Source organism: Variovorax sp. GW823-FHT04B03 (genome assembly GCF_058796495.1).
In genome coordinates this window covers 190130-202123 of the sequence record NZ_JBXAIT010000007.1, presented here as the reverse complement: position 1 = coordinate 202123, position 11994 = coordinate 190130, and the positions used below count along the sequence as shown (strand labels likewise).

At 69.4% G+C, this 11994-nt stretch carries 11 protein-coding genes; 3 read left to right on the top strand and 8 right to left on the bottom strand.

Annotated elements, in window-relative coordinates; translation table 11 throughout:
* Positions 1-2136: DUF5801 repeats-in-toxin domain-containing protein (locus AC1RAD_RS27810; RefSeq protein WP_492738301.1), on the bottom strand; the 2136-nt coding region annotated here is incomplete at its 3' end.
* Positions 2137-2422: 286 nt separating this feature from the next.
* On the opposite strand from AC1RAD_RS27810, the gene AC1RAD_RS27805 reads away from it, so the two are divergent.
* Both AC1RAD_RS27805 and AC1RAD_RS27800 read left to right on the top strand, forming a co-directional pair.
* Complete coding sequence (locus AC1RAD_RS27805) at positions 2423-3253, top strand: helix-turn-helix transcriptional regulator (protein WP_492738299.1); 831 nt, start codon at positions 2423-2425, stop codon at positions 3251-3253.
* A gap of 113 nt (positions 3254-3366) precedes the next feature.
* The gene (locus AC1RAD_RS27800; protein WP_492738298.1) at positions 3367-3876 is read left to right on the top strand and encodes a gluconokinase; all 510 of its coding nucleotides are present in this window, start codon (positions 3367-3369) and stop codon (positions 3874-3876) included.
* 16 nt (positions 3877-3892) lie between these two features.
* Here AC1RAD_RS27800 and gnd read toward each other — a convergent pair whose 3' ends face one another.
* The gene (gene gnd, locus AC1RAD_RS27795) at positions 3893-5314 is read right to left on the bottom strand and encodes a decarboxylating NADP(+)-dependent phosphogluconate dehydrogenase (RefSeq protein ID WP_492738296.1); all 1422 of its coding nucleotides are present in this window, start codon (positions 5312-5314) and stop codon (positions 3893-3895) included.
* Between the two features lie 128 nt (positions 5315-5442).
* Here gnd and AC1RAD_RS27790 point away from each other — a divergent pair, with 128 nt between their 5' ends.
* The gene (locus AC1RAD_RS27790) at positions 5443-6441 is read left to right on the top strand and encodes an AraC-like ligand-binding domain-containing protein (protein WP_492738294.1); all 999 of its coding nucleotides are present in this window, start codon (positions 5443-5445) and stop codon (positions 6439-6441) included.
* Between the two features lie 7 nt (positions 6442-6448).
* Here the strand turns inward: AC1RAD_RS27790 and AC1RAD_RS27785 are convergent, their stop codons facing one another.
* Genes AC1RAD_RS27785 through AC1RAD_RS27760 form a run of 6 tightly spaced genes read right to left on the bottom strand, consistent with a single transcriptional unit; the run spans position 6449 to position 11918 of the window.
* Complete coding sequence (locus AC1RAD_RS27785) at positions 6449-7234, bottom strand: SDR family oxidoreductase (RefSeq protein ID WP_492738292.1); 786 nt, start codon at positions 7232-7234, stop codon at positions 6449-6451.
* A complete protein-coding gene (locus tag AC1RAD_RS27780; protein WP_492738290.1) occupies positions 7231-7824 on the bottom strand; it encodes a cysteine hydrolase family protein in 594 nt (197 codons plus the stop codon). The genes AC1RAD_RS27785 and AC1RAD_RS27780 overlap by 4 nt, the downstream gene beginning before the upstream one ends.
* Complete coding sequence (locus tag AC1RAD_RS27775) at positions 7821-8306, bottom strand: aromatic-ring-hydroxylating dioxygenase subunit beta (protein ID WP_159272640.1); 486 nt, start codon at positions 8304-8306, stop codon at positions 7821-7823. Before AC1RAD_RS27775 ends, AC1RAD_RS27780 begins: the two co-directional genes overlap by 4 nt.
* The gene (locus AC1RAD_RS27770; RefSeq protein ID WP_492738288.1) at positions 8303-9670 is read right to left on the bottom strand and encodes an aromatic ring-hydroxylating dioxygenase subunit alpha; all 1368 of its coding nucleotides are present in this window, start codon (positions 9668-9670) and stop codon (positions 8303-8305) included. The genes AC1RAD_RS27775 and AC1RAD_RS27770 overlap by 4 nt, the downstream gene beginning before the upstream one ends.
* 23 nt (positions 9671-9693) lie before the next feature.
* Complete coding sequence (locus AC1RAD_RS27765; protein ID WP_492738286.1) at positions 9694-10659, bottom strand: PDR/VanB family oxidoreductase; 966 nt, start codon at positions 10657-10659, stop codon at positions 9694-9696.
* A complete protein-coding gene (locus AC1RAD_RS27760) occupies positions 10656-11918 on the bottom strand; it encodes a dienelactone hydrolase family protein (protein WP_492738285.1) in 1263 nt (420 codons plus the stop codon). Before AC1RAD_RS27760 ends, AC1RAD_RS27765 begins: the two co-directional genes overlap by 4 nt.
* Positions 11919-11994 lie beyond the last annotated feature (76 nt).

The window sequence follows — 11994 nt, the reverse complement described above, 5'->3', positions numbered from 1 at the left end:
GGCGTTGACGGTCAGCACCACGCTCTGGTTCGTCAGGGTGTCGACGAGGCCCGAGGCGATCCCTGCGCTCTTGACGCTCAGCGCGTAGGCGCTGCTGGTCGTGCCTGCACCGTCCGCGCCATAGGTCGGCGTGCTGGAGAAGTTGTCTGCAAAGCTGGCCGATGCGTTGGTGGCCAGGGCGCTCTCGTCCACCGTCAATGCGTCGGGCGGCGCCGTGTCGGCGACCGCGATGCTCGGTCCGTCGTCCTTGAAGTTCAGGGCCTGGCCGATGTTCAGGAAGTCCGAACCCGTGTTCGGGTCGCCATCCCTGTCGGTGATGGTGTCGGTGCGGGTCAGCACGATCAGGTCGGCTGCGGCGAGCGTCTTCGAATCGTCCGGGTTGGCGGTGTTCGGATGCACGATCGCACGCAACTGGTCGAGCGTGACCGTGCCGGCGGCGTTGACGCTCACCGTGAAGACGATGTCGCCCGTGGCGGCCGCCGCGGCGTCCGTGCCCTGGCGCCCCTCGACGACGCCCGAAGCATTGAGGAACAGGAACACGCTGTTGCCGGTGGCCACGTCGTCCAGCCCGGAGTCCGCGCCGCTGGTCTTCAGGCTCAGTGCGTAGGCGCTGGTGACCGTGCCTGCGCCGTCCGCACCGTAGCTCGGCGTGCTGGAGAAGTTGTCGGCGAAGCTGGCCGACGCGTTGGTGGCCAGGGCGCTCTCGTCCACCGTCAATGCGTCAGGGGGTGCCGTATCGGCCACCGCGATGCTCGGTCCGTCGTCCTCGAAGATCATCTGCGAGCCGATCTGCGCCGTGGCCGTGGACGACCTCAGCAGCCGGAAGCCCCCGATGTCGAAGTCCGCGTGCGTGTTGCCCGAGGCATTGAGGGCCGCCCCGTTTTCGATGAGCACGCGGTTGTGGTCCGCCGACGTCGTGTATTCGACCGATTGGCCGGCCACGACGCCGGTGATGGTCGCGACGCCGCCGGTGATGCTGATGGCAAGGCTCGAACTCAGTCCGCCTTCGGCACCGGCCGAGAAGGTTTCGAGCACGGCCCCGGTGACGGAATTGAGCACGCGCACGCTGGTGATCGCCACCGTCGCGTCGCCTGCATAGCCGTCGATGAAGCTGTTGCCGGACTCCGCCGCCGTGCTGAAGGCCGAGATCTTGACCTGGGCACTCTTGCCGCTTTGCAACTGCACCACGTCGAAGTCGGCGGTCCTCGCGCCGAACATGCCGGTGAAGTCGATGTTCGACTCCAGGTCGGCCTCGTTCTGGTCCTGGTTCGGAATGGTGACGTCCGCCCGGGCGCCCGTCACGAACGTGAAGCGGATGCCTTCCTGCTCGGTGATCATCTGGCTGTTGGTGCCGAACGTGGTCGGCCCGCCCGCCTTGCTGGTGTTGATCGTGTCGCCGGTCGAGATGTTGATGTCGTCGGCGGTGCTGTTGGGGTTGGCGCCGGACTGGTTGGCCGGGTCCTTGCCGGTCGCGATGATCGACACGTTGGAGATGCGGCCATCGACGATGGTCGGACTGCCGGTCGTGAACATCAGGAACAGGTTCTGGCCGGAGGGCGCGTCGGCGAGGTTGAACTCCGTGTCCTGGCTGACGCTGACGAAGACCTTGTCCGTCAGGTCGATCGGATCGTCGGCGTTGGCCGCGTCGGGGTTCGACATCGCTTCGTACTGGACCGTCCAGATCTTGGCGCCGTTCACCGGGCTGCCCGTCTCTTCCAGGTAGGCGGCGAACACGACGGCATTGAGGGCGGTCTTGCCGTAGACGACGTTGTTGTTGGTCGCGTCGGTGTACAAAAAGATGTCTTCGCCGTCGGCCGTATTGAGGCCGCTGTCCAGGCCATTGAGCGGCGCGCCGTTCGCGTCCGTGAAGGACATGTCGGTGACCGTGCCCGTCACGCTGAACGTGAAGGCGTTGGTGCCGGTGTTGGTCCCGTTGTAGCCACTCAACGCCGCGTTGATGGCGGTGCCGACGCCTTGGGCCGCCAGGCGGGTGCTGAAGGCGGTGGGCAGCGAACTTGCGGAGATGTCATTGTCGTTACTGTCGCCGGCAGCAGCGGGAGTAGCGGCAAGGTTCTGCAAATTGGCGGATTCATCCAGGGTGACGGTCGAGCCGGCCGTCAGGTTGAGCGCAGCCATGGGAACTCCTTGGTTGAAAAGATGCGCCGACTGGAATCAGTGCTCCCGATTGACCTGCATGCACTGGCGATCAACCACGTTCACATATCAGCAGAAAGGGATGCTGAACCGCCGGGCTGCGCCCTGTCCATAGGATAAAAGTTGTCACCCACAGGGTGATGCGCCGCGCCGATCGCGCGCCCTTACCCTTTGATACCTTGCGAGGTCGGCAGACCTGTCGGTGCAAATTTGTGGTCTTTATCATTAAGCTCCGGCTGCCTCCCAATAGGCACCTCGGAGGGAAACCATGGAACAAGTCCCACTGCCGTCTGCTGGGCTGGAACCTGCGTGGAACGCAGACCCGCTGCCGTTCATGCAGGGCTTGCGTCCCCTGTCGCCATTCGCGCCCTTCGTGCCACCCGCGCTGTTGGCATCGGACTGTTTTCAACCGGCGTTCCCCGACCTCCCTGGCCCTGCGGCCGACCTCCGCGTGCCGGTGCTTGTCGCCACCGGCCCCGGCCGTGCATCGCTGTGGTTCGGGCAAGGCCAGCTGGCCTCGCGGCAGCGGGCCGGGCGCATGTACGAGGTCGCGTGCGTGCAGGTGAACAGCCTCTTCGAACTGGAAGCCCGCTGCCGGCCGCAGGCGCCTCGTCTGCTGCTGGTGGACATCGCGTTGATGGCGCCGGAGAGCGTCGCCAGCCTGGACGGTCTGCGCCGCCGCTTTCCCGCCACCGACTGGCTCCTCGGCTGGGAGGCGCCGTCCCCGCAGGGCCTGGATGCCGCGCTCCGCAGCCAGGCGCGCGGCAGCGTCGAGTGGGCCGCGAGTGCCGAGCAGTTCGCGCAATCGCTGGACGCCGTGCTGGCGGGTACCCTGGGCTTTCCGGGGCCGGTGGTGCAGGCGCTGTACCTGTGCGTGCTGCGCGCGAAGGCCAGCGGCGGGCGGCCGGCGTCCGGCGGTGCCACGCCGGCCCTCCGGCTGACCGCACGGGAAGACGAGGTGCTGTCGCTCATGCACCGGGACATGACCAACAAGCAGATCGCCGAGCGGCTCGGCATCAGTGTCAACACGGTCAAGAAGCACCTCGCGCACGTGTTCGCGAAGCAGGGGCCGCACAGCCGGCGCTGGCACCTCGTCTGAGCCGTGGCCGGCACCGGCTTTGCGCCCGTCCGGCCGCCGACGCGGTAGATTCGTGACCGCGCGTGCCGGCCCCGGCACGCGCCTGTCAGCTTCAACAAAGGTCAAGGGTGCGCATGAACAGGGTCTGGCTCGTGGTGATGGGGGTTTCGGGCTGCGGCAAGTCCAGCATGGGCGCGGCGCTGGCCACGGCGCTCGGGGTGCCGCTGATCGAGGGCGACGACCACCATCCGCCCGCCAACGTCGACAAGATGAGCCGCGGCATCGCGCTCACCGACGCCGACCGCGCCGGCTGGCTGGCCACGCTGGGCCGCGCCCTGGCCGACGCGCCGCAGGGCGCCGTCATGACCTGCTCCGCGCTCAAGCGCAGCTACCGCGACCAGCTGCGCGCCGCCGCGCCGGGCCTGCGCTTCGTGTTCATGCAGATCGACCGCGCCGAGGCCGAGCGCCGCGTGGCTGCGCGCGCGGGCGCCGGGCTGCACATGTTCCCGGCCAGCCTCGTGGACAACCAGTTCGCCACGCTCGAATCGCCGGTGGGCGAGGCCGGCGTGCTGGCGGTGGATGCGACGGCGCCGCTGGCGCAGTCGGTCGGCGTGGTGCGCGACTGGCTGGCCGACGCCGGCTGAAGGGCGAGCGCCTTCCTTACTCGATGACTTCGGGCCAGTCCGTGTGGAAGAACTGGCCTTCGGGTTTGTCCACGCGTTCATACGTGTGGGCCCCGAAGAAGTCGCGCTGCGCCTGCAGCAGGTTCGCACTCAGGCGTGCCGTGCGGTAGCTGTCGTAGTAGGCCAGCGAGGCGCTGAAGGCCGGCACCGGGATGCCGTTGCTCACCGCCAGCGCCACCACCTCGCGCCAGTTCTGCTGCGTGCGGTTCAGCAGGTCTTGAAAGAACGGGTCGAGCATCAGGTTGTCCAGCGCCGGGTCGCGGCGGAAGGCGTCGGTGATGCGGTTCAAAAAGCGCGCGCGGATGATGCAGCCGCCGCGCCAGATCGAGGCGATGCCGCCCAGGTCGAGCTGCCAGCCTTTCTTCTCGCCCATCGTCTGGATCAGGTCGAAGCCCTGCGTGTAGCTGATGACCTTCGAGGCGTAGAGCGCGTCGTGCACCTTGGCCACCAGCGCCTTTTTCTCCAGCGACAGTGCGATCTTCGGTCCCTGCAGCAGCTGGCTGGCCGCCACGCGCTGCTTCTTCTGCGACGACAGCACGCGCGCCTCGACGGCGGCGTTGATGGTGCTGATGACCACCGCGTTCTCGGCCGCGTTCAGCAGCGTCCACTGGCCCGTGCCCTTCTGGCCGGCCTTGTCCAGGATGAGGTCGACCACCGGCTGGCCGGTTTCAGGGTCTTTCTGTTCGAGCGCCTTGGCGGTGATCTGTATCAGGTAGCTCTGCAGCTCGCCCTCGTTCCATTCGTTGAAGATCGCGGCCATCTCGTCGGTCGTGAAGCCGGCCGCCTTGAACAGGCTGTAGGCCTCGCAGATCAGCTGCATGTCGCCGTACTCGATGCCGTTGTGCACCATCTTCACGTAGTGCCCCGCGCCGCCCGGGCCGATGTGGATCACGCAGGGCTCGCCGTCCACCTTGGCCGCGATGCTCTCGAAGATCGGCTTCATCACCTCCCAGGTCGACGCCGGGCCGCCCGGCATGATCGACGGCCCCTTGCGCGCGCCTTCCTCGCCGCCCGACACGCCTGCGCCGATGAAGCGCAGGCCCTTGCTCGCAAGGTAGGCGTCGCGCCGTTCCGTGTCGGTGTACAGGCTGTTGCCGCCGTCGATGACGATGTCATCTTTATCGAGCAGCGGAATGAGCTGCTCGATCACCTGGTCGACCGGCGCGCCGGCCTTCACCATGATCTGGATCTTGCGGGGCTTGGCCAGGCTCTGGACGAACTCTTCGAGCGTCTTCGCGCCCACCAGCTGCTTGCCGGGGTTGGCGGCAATGAAGGCCTCGGTGGTGGCCTCGGTGCGGTTGTAGACGCTGACCTGGAAGCCGCGGCTTTCCACGTTCAGCACCAGGTTCTGTCCCATCACGGCCAGGCCGATCAGTCCGAATTCGCTTTGCTTGCTCATGTGTGCCGGGCCCTTCGTGCGTGTGCGGTGGATGAAGCGGGCCATTGTGCCGGGCACCCGCGCGCCGCGGCGTCGGAGGGCGTCTATACCCGCTTGGCAAACGGGCCCGGGCTGGCTATGTTGGCGGGATGACTTCCGCCGCCATGCCCGCAGCCCCTGCTGCGATCCACACCTGGTCGACCGACACCGTGCCGCCGCCCCAGCGGCTGGACTACTGGATCGGCGCGGTCTGCGAAGGCTTTCTCGAGATGGACGTGACCAGCCCGCTGGCCGGCCGCTTCGGCGCCTCGCTCGAATCCGCGCCGCTGGGGCCGCTGCACGTGAACCGGGTGCGCGGCAGCGCGCAGGACGTGTACCGCACGCGCCGCGCCATCGCCCACAGCCGCCACAACTTCTACTACCTGCTGTGCAAGGCCGACTCGCCCTGGGTCGCGGTGCAGGAAGAGCGCTCGGCGCGCCTGCTGCCCGGCGACGCGGTGCTGGTCGATTCGCGGCGCTGCTACGCCTTCCACCTGCAGCAGTCGGCCGACACGGTGTCGATCGAGCTGCCGACCGCGTGGGTCGAGTCGTGGCTGCCCGACGCCGGCGACCACGTGGCACGCCGCATCGACGGCCACAGCGGCTGGGGGGCGGCGCTCAGCGGCTTCGCGCAGGCGCTGTCGCCCGAGGTGGCCCTGCGGCCGCCGCTGCCGGCGGCGCTGCTGGCCGACCAGCTCGGCGGCCTGCTGGCCCTGGCGCTTGGCCCGGGCGGCGGCGCGGCCATGCCCGACCCGTGCGGCCGCGCTGCCTTGCGTCAGCGCGTGCTCGACGCCACGCGCGAGCGCCATGCCGAGCCGGGCCTTACGGCCGCGGCCGTGGCGCAGGGGCTCGGCATCTCGGAGCGCAGCCTGCACCGCTGCCTGGCCGAAGGCGGCGGGGCAGGGCACGGCGCCACCACCTTCGCCAACGCGCTGGCCGCCTGCCGCATGCAGGTGGCGCAGCGCATGCTGGCCGATGCGCGCTTCGACCGCCTGAGCGTGGCGCAGATCGGCCTGCGCGTCGGGCTGGCCGACGCCTCGCATTTCGTGCGCCTGTGCCGGCGGCACCTGGGCGGCACGCCGGGCGCGCTGCGGCAGTCGCGCGGCTGAACGGCGGCTACGCCCCGAACCAGTCGCGCGCCGAGCGGCCCTGGTCGGGCCCCAGCATCGAGAAGCCGCCGTCGACCGGGATGTCGGCGCCGGTGACGAAGCGCGCCGCGTCCGAGCACAGGAACAGCACCACCTGTGCCACGTCGTCGCCATCGCCCACGCGGCCCAGCGGGTGCATCGGCGCGCCGACGCGGTCGGCCCGTGCGCGGTCGCCGTTCGTCATGCGCGACAGCGCGTCCGACCAGGTCCAGCCCGGCGACACCGAGTTCACCCGCACGCCCCGGGGCGCCAGCGTGGCGGCCTGGTTGCGCGTGAGCTGCAGGATGGCGGCCTTGGCCGCCGGGTACAGCGCCCGGCCCGCCGCGCCGAACTTGCCGCCGACGCTGCCCATGTTCACGATGGCGCCGCCGTGCGCAGCCAGCGCGTCGGCAGTCTTCTGCACCAGCATCGCACCCGAGACGAGGTTGACGTTCAGCGCGCCCAGCCAGTCGGCGCGCGCGGCATCCAGGCCTGCATCGCCGTAGACCACCGCGTTGTTGATGAGGAAATCGATGCGGCCTTCGGTGTGCAGCACGCCGGCCGCGAGCGCATCGAGCGCGTCGTCCGACGCGATGTCGCAGGCAACGAAGCGGCAGCCCGCGCCCACGTCGGCCGCCAAGGCGGCACCGCGTGCCGTGTCGATGTCGACCGCCACCACGCGCGCGCCGGCCTGCACGAAGGCGCGCACGATGGCGCTGCCCAGCAGCGCGGCGGCGCCGGTCACGATCGCGACCTTGCCCTGCAGTGGGGTCATGCGCGACCTCCCATCTGCGCCACGGCGTCGTCCACGCGCACCACGTCCGCGAGCATCGCCAGGGTTTCCAGGCTCGCCGCCTGCAGATGCGCCTGCGCGGTGCTGCAGGCGTCGGCGACCACGGCCACGTCGTAGCCCAGGTCGCTCGCATGGCGCGCGCCGTGCTCGACGACGTGGTTGGTGGCGATGCCGGCCACGTACAGGCGGCTGGCGCCGGTGGCGCGCACCGCCTCTTCGAGCCCGCTGGCCCAGAAGGGGTTGTTGCGCTTGTGGGTGACGACGGCTTCGCCCGGCCGCGGCGCGAGCTCGTCGTAGAAGCCCGCGCCCCAGCTGCCTTCCTGCACCGCGCCGCTCTCGGCCACGCGGCGGAACAGCGTGCAGTTGCGCAGGCAGTCCGCGTAGTCCGGCGCGAAGGCGATGCGCACGAAGATCACCGGCATGCCGTTCGCGCGCGCCCCGGCGATGAGCCGCGCGGCCGAGGCGATGAGGCGCGGGCGCGCCGGGTCGTCGGCGGCCACGCCCACGCGCACCTTGCCGTCGACGTGCAGCACGTCGTTCTGGTAGTGCATGGCCAGCAGCGCGGCCTTCACAGGAACACCTGCAGGGCTTCGTGCGGCGCGTCGCAGTTGACGAGGTCGACGCGCTTGGTCTGGATGCGCCAGCCGTCGTCGGCGCGGCGCAGCGTGTGCAGCACGCTGCCGCCGAAGGTGCGCTGTTCGGTCTTGCGCCATTCCAGCAGCAGGAAGGTCGAGCGCACGGTGCAGCCCGCGTCGTCGCGCGATTCGAGCGCGATGTTGCCCAGCACGTGCACGGTGCGCGTGGGCGGCTGCTGCGAATAGGCGCGCGCCTGCTCGAGCCGCCGTGCGCGCATCGAGCGCAGCAGGGCGTCCTCGCAGAACAGCGAGGCGTGGTTCAGGTGGTCGACCTGGCCGTGCACCAGCGGCACCCAGTACAGGCCGTCGGGCGTGAAGAGCTTCTGCCATTCGTCCCAGCGGTGCTCGTCGAGCAGGCGCGCCTCGTGGTGCAGGAACTGCGTGAGGTCCTGCTGTTCGTTCCAGTCGCGGAAGTTCATTCGGCGCTCCCAGCGGGTTCGTTGGTCTTTGCACCCGTATCGACGCCCATGTAGCCGGCCCACGCCGCGAACATGTTGCGCGAGGGCATCTCGCTGTTGCCGTTGGACGCGCGCCCGCCCGGCAGCGGCTGGTCGCGCCCGGCGGCGCGGTGCATGCTGACCCAGTCGCCGCCGTCGGAGCCCAGGCCTTCCTGCACGCGGTTGTAGGCCTCCAGGTCGTCGGGCATCACGTTCGACGAGGGCGAGTTGACGATGTTGGTGTACTTGAGCGTGCGCTGGAAGGTGGCCTCCGGCGCGCCCTTGAGCCGGAAGCTGAAGATTTCGACCAGCGTGCGGTCCACCGACAGCGGGCGGATCACGCGGATCTGCTGGAACGAGGTGTGCGGCGAGCAGCTCGGGTACACGATGGTGTTGTGCCGGTTCACGCGCAGGATCGCGTCGGCCTCTTCGGCGCCCTTCGCGGCTTCGAGCGAGGCCACGTAGGCCAGGCTCACCGGGTCGGTCGGCGGCACGAAGATGCCTTCCATGAAGCCGTGGCCGTGGTCGTAGCCCTTGAGCTCCAGCTTCTCCCAGAACTCCAGCGGTTCGCCGTTGCCGTCGACGATCACCACCTCGAAGGGCTTGGGCGTGCCGGCCGGCATGGCCTCGTGCTCTTCCTTGGCCGCGCGCCACGACGACTCGTGCGTGGCCACGGCGTGGATGGTGTCGTGCAGGTTCTCGAAGAAGATCTTCCAGTTGTTGCGCTGGATCACGCGCTGAACGCCACCGGCCACTTCCACTTCGCCCTCGGGCGCACGGTCGCAGAAGTTGTCGAGCGACGTGGCCACGCCGCCCAAAAAGTCTTTCAGCTCGGGTCCGTCTTCCGACAGGCTGGCGAACACGAAGCCGCGGTGCGTGGCCACGCGCGCCACCTTGCGCACGCCGTACTGCGGGTCTTTCAGGTCGAGCGCGGTGCATTCGTAGCCGCTGCGCAGCGGCACCGACAGCAGGCTGCCGTCGCACTTGAAGGTCCAGCCGTGGTACAGGCAGCGCAGGAACTTGCCGGCGCTGCCGCTGCCGTCGGGCACGAGCTTGGCGCCCTTGTGCGGGCAGCGGTTGAACATCACGTGCACCTGGCCGTCGGTGTGGCGCACCATCACCACGGGCTCGCGGCCCAGGCGGGTGGTGAAGTAGTCGCCGGGCTTGGGCACCTGGCTTTCGTGGCCGACGTAGATCCAGGCCTGGCCGAACACGCGGTCCATTTCCAGCTCGAAGATGGCGGGGTCGGTGTAGACGCGCTTGTGCACGCGGTCGGGCTGCACGAGCGACTGGATGTCGATCGGGTTTGTCGCCGCGATGGGGATGATGGGGATCACGGAATTCATCGGGTGGGTCTCCTGAAACGTCATCAGATGTCGAGCACCAGGTGCGGCGTCTTGGCGCGCGACACGCAGGTGCACAAGGTCTTGCCGTCCGCCTTCTCGCGCGGACTGAGGTTGTGGTCGCGGTGGTCGGGCACGCCCTCGACCACATCCACCACGCACACGCCGCAGTCGCCCTGGCGGCAGTCGTACAGCGGGTCCAGGCCGGCGGCGATGAGCACGTCGAGCAGGCTCTGGTCAGGCGCCACGGTCAGCGTCTTGCCCGAGCGCAGCGTGCGCACCTCGAAGGGCGCATCGCCCGCCTGCTCGATGGCGCCGGCGAAGAGTTCGAAGTGCACGTGGTCGTCGGGCCAGCCGAGCGCGCGGGCGGTGTCGACCACGGCCTGCACCATGCCGCGCGGGCCGCACACATGCAGGTGGCGCCCGGGCACGGGCGCGGCCAGCAGCGCGCGCAGGTCAATGCCGCGTGACGGGTCGCCACCGTCGTGCACCACCGTGCCGCCGAGCGCGCGCACCTCGTGCAGGTAGGCCGTGGCTTCTTCGCTGCGCGTGGCATAGACGAAGTCGAAGGGGCGCGCCTCGGCCGTGAGCGAGCGCGCCATGCACAGCAGCGGCGTGATGCCGATGCCGCCTGCAATGAGCAGCGGCGGCGCGCTGCCCGCGTGCAAGGCGAAGTCGTTGCGCGGCGCGTGCGCGGCCAGCGCGGCGCCGGGTTGCAATGCGTGCATCCAGGCCGAGCCGCCCGCGCCCTGCGGTTCGCACAGCACCGCGATCTCGCAGCGGTCCGAGCCGTCGTGCGGCTTGGCCAGCGAATACGCGCGCTGGCCCGGGTGGCCGTTGGCCTGCACCACCTGCACGCCCAGGTGCGCGCCCGGCGCGAACGGCGGCAGCGGCTCGCCGCTGGCCGAGCGCAGCACGAAGGCCTTGATGGCTGGCGTGAGCGGCGTGACCGCGTCCACGACCAGCGCCAGCATGTCGGCGGCGTGGCTCATCCCAGGGGCAGCGCCGGGTCGGCGATGGTGAGGCCGGTCGATTTTTCCCAGCGCGGCATCAGCGTGTTCGACGGCTGCGTTTCGTCGACCAGCTTGCGCGCCGTCTCGGCGCCGGCCACGGGCAGGCCCTTCGGATCGAGCAGGCCGATCTGCACCAGCACGCTGGCCTGGTCCCAGTAGATGTGCTCGTGGTAGAGCTTGTCACCGCGGAACTTCACGATGGCCACGAGCGGAATCTCCACCGGCTTGCCGGTGGGCGCGATGCCCGGGAGCAGCCAGTCGATCTCGACCGTGTGGGTGAAGCTGAACAGCATCTCGTCCACGATCTGTGTCGCACCCACCGTGCGCGAGATCGGCGTGAGCCGCGTGTCGGGCGGCGTGCTCGGAATGAAGTGGTGCTTGTAGAAGCGCGACAGCTCCTTGGCACCCACGCCGCCGGTCATGGTCGGGATGTGGTTCACGTAGGGCTCGCTCACCATCGTGGCCATGGTGGCGACCACGTCGCGCGTGGCGAACTCGTACTCGCAGTGCTTGTCCCACAGGGCCGAGAGGTCGTACACCGGGCCGATCGCGTCCTTGAACAGCGCCATCGAGCGCTGGTGCGCCATGAGCGTGGAGGGCTTGTCGAAGTGCTCGCCGCCGGTGCGCGCAAACGCATGGTCGACGCCGGGGTAGACGTACATCTGCGCATCGGACTTGCCAGCGAAGGCTTCGAGCACCTGGGCGCGGGCCTCGGGCGGGCAGAACTGGTCGAGCTCCGCGAAGTGCAGGGCGATCGGGCACTCGATTTTCGGCACGAGGTCGAGCGCGCCCTCGATGCCCACGCCGTAGTAGCCCACGGCCGCGTCCACGCCCGAGTGCGCGGCGGCCAGGTAGGCCAGCTTGCCGCCGAGGCAGAAGCCCAGCGCGCCGACCTTGCCGGTGCAGGCCGGGTGCGCGCGCAGCGCCTTCACGCTCGCCGTGACGTCGGCCACGCCGGCTTCGATGTCGAACTTCTGGAAGAAGCCGAAAGCGCGCTGCCAGTCTTCGGGCGAATCGCCCAGCTCGACGCCGGGCTCCATGCGCCAGAACAGGTCGGGCGCGAGCACCACGTAGCCTTCCTGCGCATAGAGGTCGGCCACCTCGCGCACGTAGGCATTGACGCCGAAGATTTCCTGGCACAGCACGATGCCGGGGCCGCGCCCCGAGGCCGGCAGGGCCAGGTAGCCGCGAAAGGTCTGGGTGCCGTCGCCGGCCGGGATGTCGATGGTGTCGCTCATCGGTTCGTCTCTTGAAGTGGTGGGGTCGGCGGCGATTCTGGGGAGCGCGCCGGCCTGTTGTCTGTCCATTTCGTGC